A 23116-nucleotide genomic window follows, 5' to 3' on the forward strand; every position below is an offset into this window, starting at 1 on the left:
CAGGCCGGACTGGTTATTGATATCCCCGCCACGAACCGTTACATCCCCTTTGTTCAGAGAGCCAATCTGGCCTGAACTGTTGTCAAAACGACCAGCCGCGGAAAGATTTACCATATTGTTGGAAACAAGGGTGCCATGATTAGTTACATTCCCCTGAAAATTTCCCTGTAAAGATCCATTCACAGCATTCATTTGCCCATTATTCACTACATCATGGCCGGACAGGAAAAGATTTTGTTGGGAGTTAATCATACCTGATTGGGTATTATTGATGTTTTGCGCAGTCAATTGTAATTCTGCCTGACTTAGAATCGATCCGGAATTTGTTAGATTATCTCGGATTGAAAGTTGATTCCTATCATTTCCATTGGCAATAATCTTTCCAGAATTTGTCAACGAATTCGCCTGCAAAGAGAGCTGTTTGTCGGCCCCTATCGTCCCTGTATTTTCAACAATATCAATTTTGGCATGTAAATTGTTGCGGGCTGACATTTCACCATTAATAAGCAATTTTCCATCAGCAGTCAGCTGCATGTCGCCAGCCGTAGATGCCATACGGCCATCTACACGGACTCCGGCTCCCTTTTCGTTAACCATCATTTGAATATGATTGCCCGTCATCCCGCCCAACACAGATGTATCAATAGCAAATTCTGGTCTTTGACTGTTATCTGGTTCTTGCGCCGTTGCAGTTCCATTTACATAATCATAAATGTTGCGTCCTGCGGTGATTTTAATATCCTGACCATTTACAGGTCCTTCAATCCTAACTTTACGGCTGATAATATCCAAAACGGGAACTTCGGCAAAATTCCCGCCTTTTCCTTCAAATGCCACTTCTCCATCATTTATATTGATAGACTGCAGGTGGCCTTCCTGATCAAACTGGGTCTTACCTGTTGCAAGAGAGGTTCTTGTCGTATTGACAAATCCACACCCCGCACAAGTGATTCCACTGGGATTCGCAATAACCAGGGCAGCCTGTTTACCCGCGATTTCAGTATATCCAAGCAATCTGGTTGGAGAACGGCCAGTCACTTCATTAATAATCAAATTAGCGTTATGATTATCATTCAGGTTGGGATTGCCCGTGATTTGTCCAGCCAGTTTTGTCTTGGTTATTGTGGACGAATTATTTAAAATCTGACCAGATTCATTAACGTTATACTGGTTGAAAAGATTATGTGAAACACCAGCATTATTGGGATGTGCAATATTGATCTGATCAATTCCATTATTCGTTACATCAATAGATGGCCGTTTATTTACCGGGGCTGTCGGATCAACCACTATGTTAGAAGCGGGCCTGGGCCCGGCATAAACCGGAAAGGTAGAAAAAAGGTTCCCTCCCAAGAATAATCCCGTCACAATCGTGTATTTTAGACGTTTTATTAGCAAAATCCGAGAAATATAAAAGGGATTATATTTAGTTTTAAACATAGGGTACCTAATAGGAATACTAAAATAAATATTTAAAAATAAATTCTAAGAATTAATCAAAGCTTGATATGATATATATAATTTAGATCGAAGCAACAATAATTTTTTATTTAAAATTATTAAAAATGTATTTTAAAAAGAATAATTTTATATATAATCGAAAACCGTTGATAAGTTTTAGTATTATTTAATTTTAAACCATGAAAATTTTATTTTTTTAATATAACTCAGTGTTTATTATTTTTTATTTAAACCAATTTTCCATAAATAATTATGGGAATAGCGGTCAATATTTTAAGGTTAGGGTTTTTTATGAAAAAATTGCTTTTATTAAGCGCTCTTACAATCGCTTTGTTAAATTCCACTCATGGATTCGCTGCAGAAAAAACAAGTAAACAAGCATCTGATAGTAAAAATAGTTCTGCAATTTCCCCCATTACCGTAAATCAAAGAATAGGCAGCTGGGATATTCATTGTGCCTATCCAAACGCCACGGAACAGAATAATAAAACCGTGTCCCAGGGATGTATCGCTCAACAAAACCTATTAACCAAAGGGCCCAACAACAGCCAAAGCCCTATCGCCTCTCTTTTGTTGGAAAAAGTTAAGCAAAGTAACGATTTGTCAAAACCTGTACCCTTTCAATTTACAGTGGTTGTTCCCCTTGGATTCTCTTTACAAAGTCCAGCCAATTTAACTTTCGATCGTGCAAAACCTGTCGAATTGCCTTGGGCTGCCTGTACGACAAACGGATGTATCGCAACCAAAGCTATTGATAATGACCTTCAACAGCTATTGACCAAAAACAAACTTGCCCATCTGGTCATTCATCGCGTCAACGGAACAACATTAACCATTAATTTTAATATTGATAATGTTCCTTCCATTCTTAAAACAATGGATGAGATGGTTAACAAGAAAAATCCGTAATTCCGTCCAGATACAAGATAAATGAATTTTAAGACTGTATATCTACGATTATTCTTAATCGTCGTTCCCTGTACTTTTTTTATAAACATACAGGGATTTGCACAAAATCTTAATCAATATCAACAATATCTGCAACATAAAGAACGACAACATTTAATGGAGACCCTACCTCCACCCTCCAGCAATGTACAGGTAAACCAGGATCAGGCCCCTGCATTGCATGGTAAGGCATGTGTGCATATCAATTCCATCATCGTCGTTAATACACAAAACCTCTCACAACTGCCAGTCAAACATATCACCAGACCATGGCAAAACAAATGCATGTCACTTGATGATATGAATACTGTCCTAAACAAGCTCAACAAGGCCTATATTGATCATGGATTTGTAACAACTCGGGCCTATCTGCCTCAACAAGATCTCAAGTCAGGTCAATTGCATATTGTTGTGGTAGATGGAAAAATTTCAGACTTCCAATTCGAGGGAGTGTCTGCAAAAAACCATGAAACCATGGCTTTTCCATGGGTTAAGGGCGGAATTCTAAACCTGCGGGATCTGGAACAGGGAATGGATCAGATGAACCGTCTGCCTGACTGGGCTGCCACAATGAAAATTGCACCTGGGCAAAAACCGGGCACATCAGTGGTTAAAATCAATGCCCATGATCCTGGCATTCTTCATGGTCAGCTGACAGTTGACAATAATGGACAAAGCTATTCGGGAAGAACTATCGGACGAACCATGGTTACTGCCGAAGACCTTTTCGGATTATTGGATATGTGGACTGTAGAATATGATCATTCACTCAATTCACGTCAGGGAGATGGACACAATTCCTTTTTTACCGCTGAAGGCTCAATCCCTCTGGGACCATGGACATTCTTCGGAGGATGGTATCGCTATGACGATTTCTATCGTCTACATTTCAACTGGCCAGGACAAGGACGATACGATACGACCCAAAAAGATTTCCATATCGGTGCCTCGAGAGTTGTCGCTCGTAATTCCATCGGTGTTACAACATTACAAGCTACCTATGAGCTGAAATCCTTTGACAGTTATCTCAATCATTCCAAAATGAACACGCAAAGTGCAAAACTCTCATTCCTGAATCTTAATGCCAGTGAGTCAATGCATCTTTGGGGTGGAACATGGTATGTCAGTGTCGGAATGAAAATCGGTTTGGGGGGGGCAATGGGAGGAAAGTCCTGGATCGATAACTCAGGTCGATATAATCCCCATACGCAATATGTAAAGCCAAGTTTGGATATCGATGGATATCAACCTATCGTTGATAATTTTATGTGGCATACTTCCATCCACGGGGAATATAGCACTAAAAACCAATATGCGAATGAGCAAATGCAAATTGGCGGACCCTATACGGTCAGAGGTTTTATGCAACAAACCATGATCGGAAATGCAGGAATTTACATGCGTAATGACCTCTCATGGTTCATTCCCACAAAAAATATGGATTGTGGCGGATATCAATTCTTCTGCAACGCCCTGATAAAAAATACCGAACTCTACGGTATTCTCGATGTCGGAATGACACGGGGTGTATTTACATACAGCGATATGCCAAAAACAGAAAAAGGAGGCAACCTTGCCGGTGCAGGTTTCGGTATTCGCAAATCCTCAGGCAATATATTCTGGAACGCCTCCCTTACACACGCACTCACAACGGCAGGTCTTCCTCCAGAAGGATGGGTTGCACTTTTCAATGTCGGTGTCAGACTGTAATTTGATCTATTCATTTTATGGGTATGGTTTTTACCCATAAAATAATTTACCCTTTACCGTTAATATTTCATTCAAACTGAATAGATAATAATCGGATTAAAAATGAATTTTCAACTATTAAATAATGTTCTTTTAACAAATGATGATGGCATTGATGCACCTGGCTTAAAAATTCTGGAAAACATAGCATCGAAAATTGCCAAGACAATCTGGGTTATTGCTCCAGAGCGGGATCAAAGCGGGACTGCTCAATCTATAAGTATTCATCACCCTTTACGCATAATGGAAAAATCAAATAATCATTTTGCAATATCCGGTACACCGGGTGATTGTGTTGTAATGGGGATTCAAGAAATTTTACCCCAACGTCCTGATCTGGTTTTATCTGGCGTGAATCGGGGAAGCAATCTTGGTATTGAAACCATATTTTCAGGTACTGTTGGCGCAGCAATGACAGGTGCCTTATTGGGAATACCTTCAATTGCTCTTAGTCAGAATTTCAGAGATGGGTATCCTGTTCAATGGAATACAGCGGAGTATTTCGGTGCAAAAATTATAGAACAAATTTTAGAACATAAAAAGAATTTAAAAAATGGGTGTATCAACATCAATTTTCCCGATTGCCAATATGATGAAGTGAATACAATAGAATACACGACACAAGGATTGGGATATATTGAGAATATTGTTCCAGTTAAAAGAAAAGATTTACGACAAAACGAATATTTCTGGCTTAATTTTGACAGACCAATCAAGGAAGATAAAATAGGAACGGAAACACAAGCCATCAATAATAAATCAATTTCAATCACTCCTCTGACATATGAAAGAACAGATTTTGATTTATTGAATCAACTCAAGAAATAAATTCAAAATTCGTCGCATTGCAAGTAATAATATTCAATTCATTATTATTGTGATGCGACACTCATACTTCCGAAAATATAATTACTGATTTGCTGTTCCAGACTAACATAAGGCATTGTATTACTGATTTTATTTCCAGCCTTGATAAAATCTCTGTTTTTTCCTGGTTTAATGATTATAACGCCATCATCCGTCATACTAATTGATGAAATGACAAACTGACTATCAGTGGGCAAATGAATATTTTTGTTAATATCCATTTTAACTTCGGACATGAATGTCTTTTTATTAAGATTGATGGATTTTATAACCCCAACTGGAATACCCGATAAAATAACCTTTCCACCAGGGTTAACCGTATTGGAAGAAAAAAATTGAGCTTCAATAGTATATCGATCCTCTCCGGTTCCAAATAATATAAATCTAGAATATGCATAAAATCCGATAGCAATTATCAAAACAAAAGTGCTAGCCATATATGCACTAACATTTCTTTGTTTAATCATTAACATCTACCCTTTATCATTCCAACCTAACATCAATAAATAATATAATTTTAAAAAATAAAATAAAACGTCAAAATACACTATTAATTTTCAATGTTTGAAATTGTCATGATCCCTTAAATCTCTGAATTATTATTTTCTAATAATACGTATTGATCAATAACTATATGATTTAATTTTTTAAAATGCCTGATAAAATATATTAAACGATTTATAATATCGAAAAAAGGTTACTTCATGTCTTTTCTTCAGGCCATTTTTATTGCCATTCTACAAGGTGCAACGGAACTTTTTCCTGTCAGCAGCCTTGGTCATGCCGTTTTAGTTCCCGCTCTGCTAGGATGGCAAATTCACGCTCAAGATCCAACGTTTTTGCCATTTATGGTGATGCTTCATTTCGGCACCGCTTTCGCTCTTCTAATATTTTTCTGGAAAGATTGGAGTGCCCTTTTCAAGGGTGCATTAGGTAAGGATGGAAAAGAAATACAACGTCAAAGTTTTTATATTTTTTCTCTTCTTATTGTTGCCACCTTACCCGCAATATTCATCGGTGCCTTTTTTGAAAAATTGATCAGAAACCTTTTTTCGACACCCGATATAGTGTCAATTTTCTTGGTATGTAACGGAATAATGCTTTTTATAGTTGATAAACTCAGAAAAAATATATCGGTAGACAAAACGATTGCAATAGCTGACTTAAAAGTAAAAGATGCTTTATTTATTGGATTATTTCAATGTCTGGCTTTCTTTCCAGGTATATCACGTTCGGGGTCAACCATTGTGTCTGGATTGCTTCGAAATTTATCTCATGAAAATTCTGCAAGATTTTCCTTTCTAATGGCTCTTCCGGTAATTTTGGCGGCTTCTGCTCATCAAAGCTGGAAAATCTACAAACAGCAAATTCCTTTTGACAATATTTTACATATGGGTATTGCGACAATCATCGGATGTATTACAGCACTTCTAAGTACAGCATTTCTTATGAAATATTTCAAAAATAATGAGAAATGGGCTCTAACACCATTTGGATATTATTGTTGTGCATTAGGTATAATAGGTTTTGTTGTATTGATGTATTAAATAAATCACATTCACATTTATGTGAATTGTGATGATTGTCAAACAAGTTTTTAAATAAAAAGGAACAAATAAATTTTTCGGGAGGAAAAATGAAACCCTCGGATCTTTCCTTAAAAAAAAACAAAACGAATTTTTTTTCTCCTAACAACCTTTTTATAATTGATCTATTTGCTTCATTGGCTGGACTTTTATTTGGCCTAGATATTGGTGTTATGGCTGGCGCAAATGATTTTATTAAAATTGAATTTTCAGCAAATGACCATGATATTGAAAAAATAGTTAGTATCATGATGTTTGGAGCCGCTTTTGGTGCTTTAATATGCGGTTGGGCCTCAGCCAAATTTGGACGAAATCGCTGTTTGATCGTAAGTGCAACCTTTTTTATCGCCGCTTCGATAGGTTGTTCCTTGTCCAACAGTGTTTCTGACCTCATCATGTGGCGATTTGTTCTAGGATTTGCAATCGGTATCGCCAGTATGACTGCCCCATTGTATCTGGCTGAAATTGCACCGGAAGAAAAAAGGGGTGCAATGATATCAACCTATCAATTAATGATTACAGTAGGAATATTCATGGCATTCATTTCCGACACTATATTCGGATATTATGGAGCATGGCGATGGATGCTGGGAATTTTGGCCGTTCCCGCAACCATATTTTTACTGGGTCTTCTAATCTTACCAAATAGCCCACGATGGTTATTAATGCATCGTCGAAGAAAAGAAGCCTATAATGTTTTATCCTCTATTAGAAATAACGATAATACCCTAATAAAGAGAGAAATTAAAAATATTGAAATGCAACTGGAAAATTCCCAAAAAGGATTTTATTTATTTCTCTATAACTCAAATTTCAAACGTTCTGTTCTATTGGGTATTTGTTTACAGATTATACAGCAATTTACAGGCATGAACGTTATTATGTATTATGCCCCTCGCATATTTGCCAATATGGGATATCACGGTCATGCACGGTTATGGTTTACAGCCTTAGTTGGTCTGGTAAATGTTTTCGCAACCTTTCTTGCCATCGGAATATGTGATAAATCGGGTCGAAAACCAATATTGTATATCGGTTTTACGATGATGGCGATTGGATTAGGGTCTGTCAGTTTTCTTTTAGATAATAATATCCAAACAAATTCTTATCTTCAATATTGCTGTGTTACAATGCTATTAATGTTTATTATCGGTTTTGCCATGTCTGCAGGGCCTTTAATCTGGACGATATGTTCCGAAATACAACCTTTGCAAGGACGTGATTTTGGTATTGCTGTTTCAACAGTGGTAAATTGGTTGGCAAATTTTTGGGTGGGATTCACTTTCTTGACATTGATCAATACATTCGGTGCTTCACATACCATTTTGTTATATGCCTGCCTAAATCTGATATTTATCGTTTTCATTTTCGCATTTGTACCTGAAACGTCAAATATTAGTCTGGAGCAAATCGAAGAAAATTTAATGGAAGGTCAACCCTTAAGAAAAATTGGCAGATAGATTTTTTATAATCAGCATTTTATAATAGATCGCCTTGATGAAATCCGTTCAAATAAAAAATTGGTAAATAACGGCTGATATAGCTATACATCCCATTATGGTTATAAAAATATTGCTTGATTTTCCTTTAAATTTTGCCAATTCAGGTAATTTGTGAATGGCAACCATAGGAAGAATAAATAAAATAACAGCAAGAACTGGTCCACCAATGGATTCAATAATACCTAAAATACTGGGATTATTGCTTGAAACAAACCATGTAACTACATATACAAAAAATAACGCACATCGATCCAAAGTTTTACGGGAAATGTTTTTCCCAAAAAAATGATATAATGATTTTTCCAAAACCCCATTAAATCCTTCCTTCGCCCCAAGATAATGGCCAAGAAAGGATTTACAAATTGCTACAAAAGCAACGATTGGCGCTATAAATTTTAAAAATGGGGTATGGAAGTGGTTAGCCAAATAGGAAAGAATGGTGATATTTGCCTTTTTCGCTTCAATTAAATTGGCTGGGCTCAGACATAAAGCACAACTAAATACAAAAAATAATACTGTAACTACCATCATCAAATTACTGTATTTAATAATCTGTGAACATTTTGGTTCAACCCATCTACCATACTCTTTGCTTTTGGTAACAGCTAGGGAAGAAATAATCGGTGAGTGATTAAATGCAAAAACCGCAACAGGTATCGTCAGCCATAATGTTAGAAACATTCCATTACCTCCCTCCCGTGATGCTCCAGATAAACTTATATCCCTGAAAAGATTCAGGTTCCAATGCGGAATAAGAAATAAAGAAATCAATATTAAAATTGCAACAAATGGATAGACCAGGGTCGACATTATTTTGACTATAAGATTTTCACCACACTGAACGATCATTATCAAAAAACTGATTAAAAAAAACGAAGTCAACGCTCTGGGCGGTGGTGTCAATCCAAGTTGATGTTGCATGAAACTTTGAACAGTATTAACAAGACTTACACCATAAACCAATAAAATAGGAAATATTGCAAAAAAATAAAATAATGTGATTAAATACCCAATTTTTTTTCCAAATTTTTCTTCAACGACAACGGTAATATCACCATAATCATTTTCGGATCCCGACAATACGAACCTACATAAAGCCTGATGTGCATAAAATGTCATTGGAAAGGCAAGAATAGTCAATAAAAGTAAAGGAATTAATCCACCAGCCGCAGCGTTAATCGGTAAAAAAAGTACTCCTGCACCGATCGCCGTTCCATAAAGACTCAACATCCAAATTGTATCACTTGAACGCCATTTGGGCATTTTATCTAAAATTTGATTATTTTTCATTAAAGCTTTACTTTTTTATGATTGAGTATGATTAACGCTTTATAAATCGGATAAAAAAAAATTTCAAAATTATTATTTAACTCTCCCTCGCAGGAAAATTGGAAAATATGAAAAATATATCAGTTACGATTACGCAGTGATTTTGTATCGAAATATGTATTTTATATGCTCCCAAAATAAATGATATTTAATAATTTTAGGAACATATAACTCAATCTATCTGTTATTGATCTTAATTATTCAACAGTTACGGATTTTGCAAGATTTCTGGGTTGATCAACATCCGTGCCTTTTAAAATGGCAGCTTCATAAGCAAGCATCTGAACGGGTACCGTATAAAGGATTGGCGCTACAAAAGCATGAACTGTAGGCAAAACAATGATCTGTTCTGCAATGGTTGACAATGCCTCTGCACCCTTTGCATCAGTGAAAGCAATAATATGTCCACCCCTTGCTTTTGCTTCCTGTAAATTTGAAAGTGTTTTTTCAAATAAAAAACCGGAAGGCACAACCGCAATGACTGGAACCGTTTGATCAATCAGGGCAATCGGGCCATGTTTCATTTCACCTGCGGCATAGGCATCAGCATGAATATACGAGATTTCTTTCAGTTTTAATGCTCCCTCCATTGCAACAGGATACATTATCCCTCTTCCCAGATAAATCACACTTTGAGCATCGGCAATTTTATGGGCAATTTCCTGAATTTTATCTTTCATTTGCAAAACTTCAGCAACACGACTGGGGAGATCCATCAATGCAGTCAAACATACTTTTTTATTTTCAGGGGTAATCTTATTTTTCTCACGAGCGATAACAAGGGTAAGACATGATAATACTGTCAATTGGGCTGTAAACGCTTTTGTAGAGGCGACAGCAATTTCCACACCAGCATCCGTACCGAGAACAACATCACTTTCTCTGGCTATAGTACTGAATTCATTATTTAAAATAGAAACTATTTTTTGATGTTCATTTTTTAAATTTCTCAAGGCTGCCAAGGTATCGGCCGTTTCTCCTGATTGCGATATGACCAATCCCATCCCTTGACTTTCAACAGGAGGATTGCGATAGCGCATTTCACTTGCAACATCTATATCAATGGGCAATCTGGCATATTCCTCCAACCAATAACGTCCAATAAGACCTGCATAAAATGCTGATCCACATGCCGTAATTATACCCCTTTTCAACGTTGATAAATCGAATGGCATATGAGGCAATACTATTTTATGGGATGATGGATCGACAAACCGCCTTAAAGTCTGCCCTATGACAATTGGATGCTCATGAAGTTCTTTCTCCATATAATGACGGTAACCATTTTTACCGACAACCCCTGACATCAACGCCGTTTTTTGAATTGGACATTCAACTTTTCCACCTTCCATATCAAAAAATTCAGCACCTTCTCGTGTCAAAACAGTCCATACGCCATCCGGCATATAGGCAACTTTTGTGGTAAGAGGTGCGATTGCCAGACTGTCAGACCCCACAAACATTTCATGATCACCATATCCGACAACCAGTGGGGCACCATGTCTAGCCCCGATTATAAGATTATCATCACAGGAAAAAATCATCGCAATGGCATAAGCTCCCTCAAGCCTTTTCAAAGCCTTGAAGGCAGCTTCTTGGGGTGCACATCCCTGTTTCAGATAATAATCGACAAGCTGCACAATTGTTTCACTATCCGTTTCACTTTTGAACACTTGTCCTAGCTCTGTCAACTCTTTTCTTAATGCGACATGATTTTCAATAATTCCATTATGAACAACAGCCACACGATCCGTCATGTGAGGATGCGCGTTGTTTTCCGTGGGAGCTCCATGTGTTGCCCATCTCGTATGACCAATGCCCAGATTGCCGCTTATTGGGGAAGACAGAAGTAATTTCGATAAATTATCAAGTTTTCCAGGAGCTCTACGACGATTTAACAGGCCATGATCCAATATTGCAATCCCTGCAGAATCATATCCCCGATATTCAAGACGACGCAAAGCTTCCATAATCAGAGGAGTAACAGATTGGTTCCCTAGTATTCCAACAATCCCACACATAAACTTCCCTTTAATATCAGTTTTTTAATGTAACCTTGCTATTTTTATTTACCTGCCTGGCCCTACCAAATGCTTTGGCATTATCAGGAACATCATCCGTAATCACGCTTCCTGCCGCAATTAAACTTTTATTACCAATTTCTACAGGAGCAACAAGAATGGCATCAGAACCGACAAATACCTCATCTCCAATAACCGTCTTATGTTTTCTCGACCCATCATAATTACAGGTTATCGTTCCTGCACCAATATTTGTCTTTTTACCAACAATGCTGTCACCAAGATAGGAAAGATGATTTGCTTTCACCCCGTCACCTAAAGCTGTAGCTTTCAATTCCACAAAATTACCGACATGCGCATCCTGACCCACCACCGTATCAGGTCTGATACGAGCATATGGGCCAATTATGGCATTTTGTTTAATTTCGCAGCCTTCAAGATGACTGAATGATTTGATTTCAACCCCTGAACGAATGACCACATTTTTGCCAAAAACAATATTGGGATGAAGAATTACATCATTTTCAATCTTGGTATCATAAGACATAAAAACAGTTTCCGGTGAAATCATTGTCACCCCGTTATCCATCGCCTGTTTTCTCAATCTTTTTTGAATTATGGATTCAGCAAAAGCCAATTCAGATTGCGAATTGATCCCTGTAAGTTCCGTTTCTGAAGCCCTTAGAGCCTTTACCACCTTATGTTCCCTAACTGCTAAAGAAACAATATCTATAATATAATATTCTTTTTTTGCATTATGATTTTCAATTTCTTTCAGCCATTTGGAAAAAAACAGTGCGTCCGCACATATTACCCCAGAATTGCACAATTTTATTTTTTTTTCTGCGTCAGAGGCATCAAGTGTTTCCACAATCTTTATTACATGACCATTATTTTCAATCACACGTCCATAAGCCTTGGGATCATTACATTCCATAGCTAATAAAACCAAATCAGTTTTTGGTTTTTTTTTCTCATCAATAAGTCGCTGTAATGTATTTTCCCGTATCAGGGGATTGTCAGCGTTTAGAACAGTGACAATTCCCTTTCCAAAATAGGCCTCTGCTAGCAATGCAGCATGGGCGGTTCCCAATCTGTGCTTCTGGATTACAACCTGATGCGGTTTTACAAGATCGGCAAGAGTCTCCATATGCGGACCGAGAACCACAATAATTCGATCAAAAACCTTTTCGACCTGATTTAATAATAAACGTATCATTGGAAGCCCTGCAATGGGGTGCATTGCCTTTGGTTTTGAAGATTTCATACGGGTTCCCATTCCTGCAGCCAGAATAACTGCAACGGTTTCCGTGGTGGAATTTGATAATTTATGCATTGTTTGTCATGATATTTGTAAAAATTTATGTCATACTATCAAAATATTTACACTTTTTATATCCCAAATGAGGCTTAAAACAAAAATTATGAATATAAAACCTTATCCCTTGATCGTATTTGATATGGATGGAACCTTAATTGACAGTCTTCCAGATATAGATCGCAGTTGTCAGACTTTGCTGAAATCCTATGGATTGCCTCCTATCAGTACACAATCAGTGCGTTCTACATTGGGTGACGGAATTAAGGTGACAGTTGAAAAAATTCTAGATAATGCAGGAAAAGAGGCAAGTTTTATTGACAGAAATGAGGCTATTGAAAGATTTATCAAGGATTATGTCCCACATGCGGCCGATCTTTCCAAACCCTTTGAAGGGGCGGAAGAAGTTCTAATAAAATTTAAAAAAAATGGTTGGAAAATAGCTTTATGTTCCAATAAAATTACGCAAGCAGCCAAGAATATTTTGGAAAAACTCAATCTGCAATCATATTTTGATTTTATCGCTGGAGGTGATTGTTTTGCAGATAAAAAACCTTATCCGGTTCATCTTTTAGGAATAATCAACTATCTTCAAGTTTCACCAACTAAAACTGTAATGGTAGGTGATCACCTAAACGATATTCTTGTCGCCAGGAACGCCCACATTACGGGAAGCATATTTGCTGAATGGGGCTATGGTGATTTGTGTATTGGAAAAGAAGCAACCATGCGTGCCCGCTCCATAAAGGATGTGCCGATAATTGCTGAGAAAATGATTGATAAAAAACCTTGATCATTTTGTAGCCTGTCTCAGAATTACTATTACATTTCCCATTTTTGGATTGTTAAATTCAAAACGGACAGGTAACATTCCTATATTGTCAATCTCTTTAAACCATAAATATCCAGGTTGGGGTTGTGCTGATAGAGCGCGGTGACGTGAACGTTTGAGACCAGCCGTTTGTTGAGCCACCGCCTTACAAAATAATGCTTCCCCCTTATAGGGGCTTGTCCACGAAGATGGTATAGGCATTGTACCAGCCGCCTTACTTTGAAACGTGAATATACGAGTGCCATCAAAAATCTTGAATTGGTCGTTACAGTTTTTATTCGCTCTGACCCGCTGAATCAATTGCAACATTGCACTTAAGATATCTATACTGTTATTCCTTTGACTTTCAGTCACAACATCACGATTGTCTTCAATTGCAGGATCAAGTTTTTCTATCTTTACATTTTGTTTATGGTTAAAATCTATATTAGCAACGAATTTCTTACCTTTGGATTTTCCAGATGATTGGTATTCATTTGGTAACAAATTACTATTATTGATTTCCCCTTGAACTGATGACATCATATCCAGATTTATGAAAAGACTTATAACACCTGCAGAATTAAAATGAGCTTTTGCAAAATAATTGTCCGATGTTAATACGTATGATGCCTTTATAACAATAACATGTAAATTCTTGTTATACACATCGAATATCAAGTTAACCGGTTTAGGAATATTCAAATTATTTTGTGCTTTTACAAGCGAATTATCAAAAAATATCCATGACAAAATACACAATATTAACATTTTATAATATTTTACCATGACTACTCTCTTTCAAAAGATGTCTTCTATAGACAGAGTACAGAATATTCTAAAAAAAGTATATAAATATCATGGTAAAACATTTAATTGATTAAATGCTAAAAGCCCCTGTTCCAAAAGCCTCAACATGAATTTTTTCAGGTGGAATACCTTTTTCCTTCAATTTTTTACCCTCATCTTTCATGAATTCAACAGGTCCACAAAGATAATAATCAGCATCTTTATCAAAAATTGACTGATCTATCCTATTAATGTCCATACGTCCTTGATAGTCATAATCTATTCCCTGTCTATCTTCACCATCAGGTTTTGAATAAAAAATAAAGCGATTAAAAGTGGGACTTTTTTCAACAATTTCATTTACTTTTTCACGTAAGGCATGTTGTTTACCATTATGTGTTCCGTGAATGAAATGGACAGAACGATCACTTTGTTTTTCATGCAGAAAAGACAGCATTGAATACATGGGAGTAATTCCAACCCCGGCACTCATAAGAATAATCGGATTTTTCCCTTGCTGATTTAGATAGAATTCTCCTGCTGGTGCAGACAGATCTATGATATCCCCAACATCATAACTCTTATGAAGTAGATTGGAAACCTTACCTGCCGGAGTTTTCCCCTTACCATCTTCACGTTTAACCGTAATACGCAACGTATCTTTTCCAGGAGAATCAGATAATGTATATTGACGCGGCTGAATTAAATTCCATTCCGGGACATAAATTCGAACTGAAACATATTGTCCAGGATAAAATTCCGGAAGCTTGCCCCCATCAACCGGTTGTAGATAAAACGACGTGATTTGTTCGCTTTCAGGAATTTTCTTGACTATTTTAAATCCTCTCCAACCTGTCCATGCATGTTCCCTGATCTGTTCTTTGTATATGCCCAATTCAATATCAATTAACAGTTGAGCCAATTGTTGATAGGCAGCTCCCCAAGCTTCGATCAAATCATCTGTAGCGGCTTCACCCAATACCTCACTAATAGATGCCAGAAGATGTTCCCCAACAATAGGATAATGTTCCGCCCGAATATTCAGGCTTACATGTTTATTGGCAATATGAATGAAAGCATTTTCTAATATGGTTGGATTATCGATGTTTTCTGCATATGCCAGGACAGCCGTAGCAAGTGCATGCTGTTGCTTTCCGGCTTCTTGATGTCCACGGTTAAAAATCTGTTTAAGTTCAGCATTATTATTCAACATCCGTTTATAGAAATAGGAAGTTAGTTCAATGCCATGCTCTCTTAAAACTGGCACTGTATTTTTAACAAGCGTTTTTTGAGCTTCGGTTAGCATTTATAGTGACCCTTAATTTTAATTAAATAATATATTTAAAATACATCTTTAATAAAAATCTTAATAAACCCTGTTACAACTAAGATAAATCATTAAAGATGTATTCAATATACTCTTTTTAAGAAAAAATAAAAGTAAATTATTAATAAAATTTTATAATTTTAGTCTTAACTTTGCTTGATTGATGATCTCATCTGTATCATCAATCGAAGTGACACGCCATGTTTCAAGTTTCCCCTCAAACATCCTGATTCGTTTTTCATTAATCATTGAATTGATGAAGGAAGAAATTCTTTTTGATTTACCGGGCAATGGCAAGATCATTACTGGTACAGAAGTGGCAATAGCCTCAGAAACCATTGAAACACTATCAATTGTAACCAATATATAATCAGCACATGCCAGTAATCCTAAATAGGGATTTTCTCCCTCACCATTCCAAATATATACACTAAATGGTGATAATATCTCTTTCAATCTTTTTAAAGCTGAAGGATTCGTTCTTCTTGAAGGAGTCACCGCAAGTGAAATATTGTTTTTAGTAATAACCCTTTTTAATTGATAAGCAATCTGTTCAGCTTCTTTTACACCAAATTTGAATCTGCCATTATTTCCGCCCAGCAAAACACTTATCAATGGTTTTACCGAATCATGAAGAATGGAATTCCAATAATGCAAATTTTCAGACAGCAATGAGGGAGTTATATGATGCAATGCATTACGCGATACAAGAACATTATCCGCTTTAATATTATCATGAGGATTGGCAATGATAAGATCGAATTTATTTAATGCGATACGCGGATTCTGTATATGTATGGCTATATGATTTTTCTTGCGTAAGTCGGCATTTACAACACCCCCCACACTTCCTACGCTTACAATTACAGAATTATCTTTTGGTTTAAAAGGAAATACCGCTTTCAAAGGATTGGGCCAAAAGGGTGCTGAAATAAATTTCCAGGGAAATCTAGGTTTTAACTGATGAAAACTGTAATCGAATTGTGCCCTTTTAACAAACCCAAGGGCTTGCGTTTTCATTCCAGCAAAATTTTCTGTCAAAATTGAAACTTCTGTCATCGAGTATCTAACTTTAAATGAAAATTGAATTTCTCGTTTATTTGCGAAATTAAATCCTTTGCCATTTTTTTCCATTCATGTGACGTATCCATATGTTCTCTTTTTAACGGAAAAGGCAACTCCAGAATTTTCTCAATATTTTTGGCTATATCTTCAGGATTGGGATCGCATAAAAAAACAAGGTCTTTATGATTGCATTGCTCCATTAATCCTCCTACCCTTGTTATTAGAACGGGTTTTGAAAATGCCAGGGCAATGGCCAAAACACCACTTTGACTGGCCTCCTCATATGGCAAGATTATAGCATCCGCCCATTCAAAAATGGATGCAATTTCATTTTCCGGAACCCATCTATTTTCGACATATACATTTTTTCTACGATTTAACAGTTTTAAAACCTTGCTTTTTGGACCCTGCCCTACTATACGAACTATATAAGACCTATCCGATTTGACTAGTTTTAAAGCGTCATTTAACAGATCAAACCCTTTATAAGGCAAAAGACGACCAAAATTCAAAAGATGTATTTCATTTTTGTTTTTTGAAACAGAAATATTTTCATAATCATATTTTAAAGGGGGATGCCATACCCTTATAAATTTTGATTTTGATAAAAAATTCCTTTTATTTAATTGATTGTATACGTATTGAGTAAAAGTTACGATCAAATCTGAATTTTTAATCAACTGTCTTTGCAAAAAATGTTGAAAAAGATATCCATCCCCTGGATGAGGATAAGCATCGTGAATAATTACAACACATGGGATTTTCAATATTTTCAAGGCCGAAATCATAATCATATCTAATAATCCCGGCATTGTGCATATGGCCAAGTCTACCTTATTTTTTTTAAGATGATATATCAAATACAATATCCAATAAGGAGACTCTATCCATCGTATTAAATATCCCAATATTGATGAATATGTTTTAAACTTTATACCAATTTGACATTCCGGATTATAATCAATAATTTCAGCCCGATCGGATAAGGATAGTAGAATGTTTAAATTTTTAATAGATCTTAAAGCATTTGACAATTCAACAGCAATTTTTGGTCCCGCTCCCTTTCTACCCCATTGCCATACTAAAATATTAAATGATTTATCCATTATTTCTTACCAAATAATTATTAAATCTTTTTTTTAAAAATTTTGAATTAAATATCGTTTTAATTTTATTTTTAGATAAAACACCTAAATTATTACGATAGTTTTCATTGTAAAACAATTCATTAATTTTTTTAGCGGCGAATTCAATATCAGGTTCAGCCCACAAGGCATTCGGCAATTCATATACTTTTCGTGGGTCTTTTACAGGTATCAGTTTGTAATTAACAGGAACACCACAGTTTTCATCAATATACTCACTAGTTGCAGACCAATTAGTGGAAATAACAGCTTTTCCGTATTGCATAGCTTCTGCTGGCACCAACCCAAAACCTTCACTGCGATGAAGTGACAAAATAATATCAGAATGAAATATAAGCGCCCTATTTTCCTCTGTTGTCAATAAATTAGTATAAAGAATGATATTTTTTTGTCCATCTATTGCTTTCTTTAATTCATTAAAATCCTGACGGAAATCATTAATATAGGAAACCTTGAGAATAAGGCTAATTTTATCATGCGCTATTGTTTCACACGCTTTTCTAAAAGCCCTGATTGCGGCTATAGGATTTTTTCTAACAAAAGATGAAGAAAGATTAAAAGATGTTAATATATTTAAAGTTGCTTGGGGTAAACCAAGACTTTCACGAGTTAGACTTGACGCAATTGCTACAGGATATGCTGCAATAGGATGAGGAACAACCGTAATCTTTTTTTGATATTTATTAGCCCAATGTTTAACGGCTTTTGCGACAAAACGAGAGGGTACCCATATTTCATGAACAAATCTGAAACCCACCTCCCATTCTTTTGGCAAAATTTCAAGCTCCCATGCCCAATAACCTATTATTTTTCTGTTTTTCAATAAAAAACGAGGTAAATTCAATAATGCAAATGCCAATTGTGGGGCATTGATATGAAAAATCAATGATGCGTATGGATAAACTGATAAAATTCTACACGCTTCCTTATATTTTGTATAAGAAAAACCATAGGGGTCAATATCAATTTTCTGAACGGTAACATTTTCGTTTTTAAGTGCATTATACATTATACGCGCACCTTCACCCAAACCAGAAGCTTTTGAAAACTCACCAATTATAATTACGCTTTGATCACAAAAGGGTTCTAATGATATAGAAGGTGCTAATATCCCCCCCACTTTGCTTAGATAAAATCTTCGCTGATATGGGGGCAATAAACGCCATAATTTATGAAATGGCTGAATCTGCAATACCCTTGAAATAATTACTGTTTATATATGGGAAAGCGTTTACATAAAGCCATGACTTTATCGCGAACAGCTTTTTCCGCAAAACTGTTATCATTATCTTTGGCATTTGCCAATGGGGTTAGAACTTCATTTATCAAGAGACCAATTTCACGAAATTCTGCTTCACCAAACCCTCTAGTTGTCCCTGCTGGACTACCTAGACGAATACCGGAAGTAATGGCCGGTTTTTCCGGATCAAAAGGAACCGCATTTTTATTTGCGGTTATTCCCGCTCTTTCCAAACTTTCTTCCGCCTGTTTTCCCGTTACTTTCTTGGGACGTAAATCAACAAGTAACAAATGACTGTCCGTACCATTTGTAACAATATCAAATCCACATTCAATCAAGGTGTCTGCCAATACACGGGCATTGTTTGCCACCGCTTTTTGATAGGTCTTGAATTCCGGACGCATTGCTTCAGCAAAGGCCACCGCTTTTGCAGCGATGACATGCATCAATGGACCACCCTGCAATCCGGGAAATACTGCTGAATTGATTTTTTTAGCCAAATCGGGACTGTTTGTTAAAACGATTCCTCCACGAGGTCCACGTAAAGTTTTATGCGTTGTACTGGTGACAATATCAGCGTAATCCATTGGATTTGGAAAAAGGCCTGCTGCAACCAATCCTGCAAAATGAGCCATGTCAACCATCAGAAAAGCACCAACTTCATCGGCAATTTTTCTGAAACGGGCGAAATCAATAATTCTGGGATATGCAGATCCACCTGCAATGATCAAACGTGGTTTTTCATTTCTCGCAGTCGCCTCGAGCTCGTCATAATCAATCAAGCCATCCTCTTTTCGAATTCCATAATGCAATGCATGGAACCATTTTCCAGAAAAATTAGGTGCCGCACCATGGGTTAAATGTCCACCCGCTGCCAAATTCATTCCCAATACTTTTTCACCAGGTTTGACAGTAGCCATAAATGCAGCCAGATTGGCATTCGCACCGGAATGTGGTTGAACATTGGCAAATTGCGCGTTGAAAATTTTCTTGACACGTTCAATTGCCAGAACTTCCACCTTATCAACTTCGCCACATCCGCCATAATAACGACGTCCGGGATATCCTTCAGCATATTTATTCGTCAATACGCTACCCTGAGCCTCTAAAACTGCCTTGGAAACAATATTTTCACTTGCTATTAACTCAATACCGTCCTGTTGACGGGTAAGTTCGCTTTGCAAAGCTGCGTAAACCTCAGGATCTGTTTGAGAAACATCAGATTGAAAAAATTGATGATATAAATTATTTTCGGACATTCATGGATTCCTAGAAAACTACATATTTAAGAGACTCTCTATTAAATATTCAATTTTGTGATTTTCTGCAATTAAATATGTAAGATAATACGCTATTACTGAAAAAATAAATTCCAAAAAAATATGATTTATTTTAAGAACTTTACACGATATTGTGATAAATTTTAAAAAAGGGCTATTCTATGGATCTATCCAAGAGAAAATCACTATTTAGAAAAAAATCCATAGAAAATAACCAGCATGAAAACGGTTTGGCGCGCGTAATCGGCATGCCTAGTCTGATTTTTTTTGGCGTTGGTGGAATTGTTGGAACCGGACTCTTTACGGTTACAGGTATTGCTGCATCAGAACATGCTGGTCCCGCTGTACTTCTTTCTTTCCTAATAGGAGCATTGGCATGTTCATTCATAGGATTATGTTACAGTGAACTTGCTGGAATGATTACAGAATCGGGCAGTTCTTACAGTTATATCTATATCGCTATGGGAGAATTTATAGCCTGGATTGTTGGATGGAATTTGGTGCTTGAATATTCTGTCGGAGCAGCAGCGGTAGCGGTAAGTTGGTCACAATATTTAAAGTCAATTCTGATAAGTTTTCACTTACACCTACCCTATCAATTTTTCGCTTCACCACTAGAGAAAATAAATATAAACGGCCAGAATATTTCTGGGATATTGAACCTTCCATCCACATTTGTCATCATATTTCTGTCTCTTTATCTGATACAAGGGATTAAACAATCCTTTCGAATGAACAATATGATTGTTTTGATCAAGTTGTTTGTTGTATTTGCTGTTATCGCTTTTGGATTTTCCTATGTTGATTTTGACAATTTCAAGCCTTTTATCCCAGAAAATACAGGTCAATTTGGTCATTTTGGCATTTCAGGAATCTTTCAAGCTGCCGGCATGATCTTTTTTGCCTATATAGGTTTTGATAGCGTAGCTTCTACTGCACAGGAAGTTAAAAATCCATCAAGGGATATCCCGAAAGCTATTTTAATAATCATTACAATTACAGCACTCATTTATGTCACGTTTGCCTTTGTTATTGTTGGGCTTGTCAATTTTCATCAATTGCTTGGCAATGGCGCACCTGTGGCAACAGCCATTGATCACACTCCTTATAAATGGTTACAGCCCGTAATCAAATTCAATATCATCATTGGTTATTTTCCTGTTCTTGTATTACTTCTTGTAGGTCAAACACGTATCTTTTTTACCCTTTCTAAAGACGGTTTGATTCCCAAATTCTTTTCTGTTATTCATCCCGACCATAAAACTCCTCATCTATCACACATGTTTTTTATGGTTTTTATCTGTATTCTATCTGCCTTTATTCCTATTTCAATTTTAAGTGAAATGTGCTCTATAGGTGCATTATCCGCCTTTTTTTTCGTATGTATATCAGTAATGATTTTACGTCGAACCCATAAAGATTTCCCCCGGCGTTTTAAGGTGCCCGGTGGCGATATCATACCGATACTTGGCACTTTGGTTTGTTGTGTGCTGATGTATTCCCTCAGCAATATAACATGGTTAACCATTGGGGGATGGATGTTCATAGGTATAATTATTTATTGGCTTTATGGTCATAAACACAGTAAATTACAACAGAAATTTCATAATTAATTAAGGATTGATACCATGATTGGAAGCTTTCCTCTGACTCGTATGCGACGCAATCGAATTGATTCTGCAACGCGTCGTCTGGTAGCTGAAAATAAATTGAGTAAAGATGATTTGATTTGGCCAATTTTTATTATTGAGGGCAACAATATTGAAACAGAAGTTTCTTCAATGCCTGGAATTAAACGGGTTACTGTTGATCGTCTGGCTGAATATATAGAACCTGCTGCAAATCTGGATATCCCCGCGCTTGCATTATTTCCTGTGACCACCAACGATAAACGTGATCCAGAGGGAAAGGAAGCCTATAATCCCGATAATCTAATTTGCCGTGCATCAAGAGAACTTAAAAAAAGATTTCCAGAAATGTTATTAATCGGGGATGTAGCTCTTGATCCTTATACCAGCCATGGCCATGACGGAATAATAAAAAATGGTTATGTTGCCAATGATGAAACCATAGAGATACTAGTCAGGCAATCGATTAATCAAGCCCGAGCAGGTATGGATTTTATCGCACCATCTGACATGATGGATGGTAGGGTCGCGGCAATCCGAAAGGCATTGGACAATGATAATTTTGTTAATACACGAATCATGTCATATGCCGCAAAATATGCCAGTGTTTATTATGGACCTTTCAGAGATGCGCTGGAATCAGGAAAACTTTTAAAAGGCGATAAAAAAACTTATCAGATGGATCCTGCCAATAGTCGAGAGGCTCTTTCTGAAGTCGAACTTGATATTCAAGAAGGTGCTGATTCAGTTATCATCAAACCGGGATTGCCCTATTTGGACATAATCCGAATGGTAAGAGATAAATTCAATATTCCAATTGTCAGTTACCAGGTTTCTGGTGAATATGCCATGTTGAAAAACGCGATTAACCATGATTACCTTGATAATAATCAGGCTATTCTTGAAACGCTTCTCTGTTTCAAGAGAGCTGGAGCAAATGCGATTATGACTTATTTTGCTCCAGAAGCAGCAAAATTATTAAAACAGTTATAATTTTCATCTATAAAGGGGTATTTTAAATATTAATTAATTAATTAATTAATTATTTTA

General features: G+C 36.5%; 19 protein-coding genes. 8 read left to right on the top strand and 11 right to left on the bottom strand.

What is annotated here, in order from left to right; translation table 11 throughout:
• The coding region (locus H3T57_RS03495; RefSeq protein ID WP_198193205.1) for a filamentous hemagglutinin N-terminal domain-containing protein at positions 1-1440 on the bottom strand (1440 nt) is incomplete at its 3' end.
• A 312-nt stretch (positions 1441-1752) separates the two neighbouring features.
• Here H3T57_RS03495 and H3T57_RS03500 point away from each other — a divergent pair.
• From H3T57_RS03500 to surE, 3 genes are all read left to right on the top strand, one after another.
• Complete coding sequence (locus tag H3T57_RS03500; protein WP_110438987.1) at positions 1753-2370, top strand: invasion associated locus B family protein; 618 nt, start codon at positions 1753-1755, stop codon at positions 2368-2370.
• 21 nt (positions 2371-2391) lie between these two features.
• Entirely contained in the window at positions 2392-4119 is a 1728-nt protein-coding gene (locus H3T57_RS03505; protein ID WP_198184971.1) for a ShlB/FhaC/HecB family hemolysin secretion/activation protein, read from the top strand.
• 102 nt (positions 4120-4221) lie between these two features.
• A complete protein-coding gene (gene surE / locus H3T57_RS03510; protein ID WP_155569203.1) occupies positions 4222-4986 on the top strand; it encodes a 5'/3'-nucleotidase SurE in 765 nt (254 codons plus the stop codon).
• A 44-nt stretch (positions 4987-5030) separates the two neighbouring features.
• Here surE and H3T57_RS03515 read toward each other — a convergent pair whose 3' ends face one another.
• Positions 5031-5492: an MlaD family protein gene (locus H3T57_RS03515; RefSeq protein WP_196424695.1), complete on the bottom strand. Its 462-nt coding sequence runs from the start codon at positions 5490-5492 to the stop codon at positions 5031-5033.
• Between the two features lie 237 nt (positions 5493-5729).
• Between H3T57_RS03515 and H3T57_RS03520 the strand changes: the two genes are divergently transcribed.
• Positions 5730-6572, top strand: a complete 843-nt coding sequence (locus tag H3T57_RS03520; protein ID WP_155566763.1) for an undecaprenyl-diphosphate phosphatase — start codon at positions 5730-5732, stop codon at positions 6570-6572.
• Positions 6573-6661: 89 nt separating this feature from the next.
• The gene (locus H3T57_RS03525; RefSeq protein ID WP_198184969.1) at positions 6662-8071 is read left to right on the top strand and encodes a sugar porter family MFS transporter; all 1410 of its coding nucleotides are present in this window, start codon (positions 6662-6664) and stop codon (positions 8069-8071) included.
• A gap of 48 nt (positions 8072-8119) precedes the next feature.
• On the opposite strand, the gene H3T57_RS03530 is transcribed toward H3T57_RS03525, so the two are convergent.
• The 3 genes from H3T57_RS03530 to glmU form a co-directional block, all read right to left on the bottom strand.
• Positions 8120-9403, bottom strand: a complete 1284-nt coding sequence (locus H3T57_RS03530; RefSeq protein WP_198193206.1) for an aromatic amino acid transport family protein — start codon at positions 9401-9403, stop codon at positions 8120-8122.
• Between the two features lie 236 nt (positions 9404-9639).
• Positions 9640-11463 carry a glutamine--fructose-6-phosphate transaminase (isomerizing) gene (gene glmS, locus H3T57_RS03535; RefSeq protein ID WP_198193207.1) on the bottom strand — a complete coding sequence of 608 codons (1824 nt, stop codon included), beginning with the start codon at positions 11461-11463 and terminating at the stop codon, positions 9640-9642.
• Between the two features lie 16 nt (positions 11464-11479).
• Positions 11480-12799 (bottom strand): bifunctional UDP-N-acetylglucosamine diphosphorylase/glucosamine-1-phosphate N-acetyltransferase GlmU, encoded by a 1320-nt coding sequence (gene glmU / locus H3T57_RS03540; protein ID WP_198193208.1) that lies wholly within the window; start codon positions 12797-12799, stop codon positions 11480-11482.
• Positions 12800-12887: 88 nt separating this feature from the next.
• Between glmU and H3T57_RS03545 the strand changes: the two genes are divergently transcribed.
• Positions 12888-13574: an HAD family hydrolase gene (locus H3T57_RS03545; protein WP_196424123.1), complete on the top strand. Its 687-nt coding sequence runs from the start codon at positions 12888-12890 to the stop codon at positions 13572-13574.
• Here the strand turns inward: H3T57_RS03545 and H3T57_RS03550 are convergent, their stop codons facing one another.
• The 6 genes from H3T57_RS03550 to glyA form a co-directional block, all read right to left on the bottom strand.
• Positions 13575-14381 (bottom strand): DUF3108 domain-containing protein, encoded by an 807-nt coding sequence (locus H3T57_RS03550; protein WP_198193209.1) that lies wholly within the window; start codon positions 14379-14381, stop codon positions 13575-13577. It lies immediately after the preceding gene.
• Between the two features lie 91 nt (positions 14382-14472).
• A complete protein-coding gene (gene hmpA / locus H3T57_RS03555) occupies positions 14473-15687 on the bottom strand; it encodes an NO-inducible flavohemoprotein (RefSeq protein WP_198193210.1) in 1215 nt (404 codons plus the stop codon).
• Between the two features lie 153 nt (positions 15688-15840).
• Complete coding sequence (locus H3T57_RS03560) at positions 15841-16767, bottom strand: mitochondrial fission ELM1 family protein (protein WP_198193211.1); 927 nt, start codon at positions 16765-16767, stop codon at positions 15841-15843.
• Entirely contained in the window at positions 16764-17879 is a 1116-nt protein-coding gene (locus tag H3T57_RS03565) for a glycosyltransferase family 4 protein (RefSeq protein ID WP_198193212.1), read from the bottom strand. The genes H3T57_RS03560 and H3T57_RS03565 overlap by 4 nt, the downstream gene beginning before the upstream one ends.
• Positions 17872-19110 carry a glycosyltransferase family 4 protein gene (locus H3T57_RS03570; RefSeq protein ID WP_198193213.1) on the bottom strand — a complete coding sequence of 413 codons (1239 nt, stop codon included), beginning with the start codon at positions 19108-19110 and terminating at the stop codon, positions 17872-17874. The genes H3T57_RS03565 and H3T57_RS03570 overlap by 8 nt, the downstream gene beginning before the upstream one ends.
• A gap of 14 nt (positions 19111-19124) precedes the next feature.
• Positions 19125-20417, bottom strand: coding sequence for a serine hydroxymethyltransferase (gene glyA / locus H3T57_RS03575; RefSeq protein ID WP_155568053.1), 1293 nt, complete (start codon positions 20415-20417; stop codon positions 19125-19127).
• A 182-nt stretch (positions 20418-20599) separates the two neighbouring features.
• Between glyA and H3T57_RS03580 the strand changes: the two genes are divergently transcribed.
• Positions 20600-22051, top strand: a complete 1452-nt coding sequence (locus H3T57_RS03580) for an APC family permease (protein WP_198193214.1) — start codon at positions 20600-20602, stop codon at positions 22049-22051.
• A gap of 15 nt (positions 22052-22066) precedes the next feature.
• Positions 22067-23059 (top strand): porphobilinogen synthase, encoded by a 993-nt coding sequence (hemB, locus tag H3T57_RS03585; RefSeq protein WP_198193215.1) that lies wholly within the window; start codon positions 22067-22069, stop codon positions 23057-23059.
• Positions 23060-23116: the final 57 nt, after the last annotated feature.

Origin of the sequence: Commensalibacter sp. W6292M3 (assembly GCF_016101315.1) — a bacterium.
Lineage (GTDB): Bacteria > Pseudomonadota > Alphaproteobacteria > Acetobacterales > Acetobacteraceae > Commensalibacter > Commensalibacter melissae.

Bases quoted from the DNA above. Each gene is read 5' to 3' on its own strand.
- glmS (WP_198193207.1), bottom strand. From the start codon at position 11,463: ATGTGTGGGATTGTTGGAATACTAGGGAACCAATCTGTTACTCCTCTG.
- glyA (WP_155568053.1), bottom strand. From the start codon at position 20,417: ATGTCCGAAAATAATTTATATCATCAATTTTTTCAATCTGATGTTTCT.
- H3T57_RS03525 (WP_198184969.1), top strand. From the start codon at position 6,662: ATGAAACCCTCGGATCTTTCCTTAAAAAAAAACAAAACGAATTTTTTT.
- H3T57_RS03500 (WP_110438987.1), top strand. From the start codon at position 1,753: ATGAAAAAATTGCTTTTATTAAGCGCTCTTACAATCGCTTTGTTAAAT.
- hemB (WP_198193215.1), top strand. From the start codon at position 22,067: ATGATTGGAAGCTTTCCTCTGACTCGTATGCGACGCAATCGAATTGAT.
- H3T57_RS03565 (WP_198193212.1), bottom strand. From the start codon at position 17,879: ATGGATAAATCATTTAATATTTTAGTATGGCAATGGGGTAGAAAGGGA.
- H3T57_RS03580 (WP_198193214.1), top strand. From the start codon at position 20,600: ATGGATCTATCCAAGAGAAAATCACTATTTAGAAAAAAATCCATAGAA.
- H3T57_RS03550 (WP_198193209.1), bottom strand. From the start codon at position 14,381: ATGGTAAAATATTATAAAATGTTAATATTGTGTATTTTGTCATGGATA.
- H3T57_RS03530 (WP_198193206.1), bottom strand. From the start codon at position 9,403: ATGAAAAATAATCAAATTTTAGATAAAATGCCCAAATGGCGTTCAAGT.
- H3T57_RS03560 (WP_198193211.1), bottom strand. From the start codon at position 16,767: ATGACAGAAGTTTCAATTTTGACAGAAAATTTTGCTGGAATGAAAACG.
- H3T57_RS03545 (WP_196424123.1), top strand. From the start codon at position 12,888: ATGAATATAAAACCTTATCCCTTGATCGTATTTGATATGGATGGAACC.
- hmpA (WP_198193210.1), bottom strand. From the start codon at position 15,687: ATGCTAACCGAAGCTCAAAAAACGCTTGTTAAAAATACAGTGCCAGTT.
- surE (WP_155569203.1), top strand. From the start codon at position 4,222: ATGAATTTTCAACTATTAAATAATGTTCTTTTAACAAATGATGATGGC.
- H3T57_RS03515 (WP_196424695.1), bottom strand. From the start codon at position 5,492: ATGATTAAACAAAGAAATGTTAGTGCATATATGGCTAGCACTTTTGTT.
- glmU (WP_198193208.1), bottom strand. From the start codon at position 12,799: ATGCATAAATTATCAAATTCCACCACGGAAACCGTTGCAGTTATTCTG.
- H3T57_RS03505 (WP_198184971.1), top strand. From the start codon at position 2,392: ATGAATTTTAAGACTGTATATCTACGATTATTCTTAATCGTCGTTCCC.
- H3T57_RS03520 (WP_155566763.1), top strand. From the start codon at position 5,730: ATGTCTTTTCTTCAGGCCATTTTTATTGCCATTCTACAAGGTGCAACG.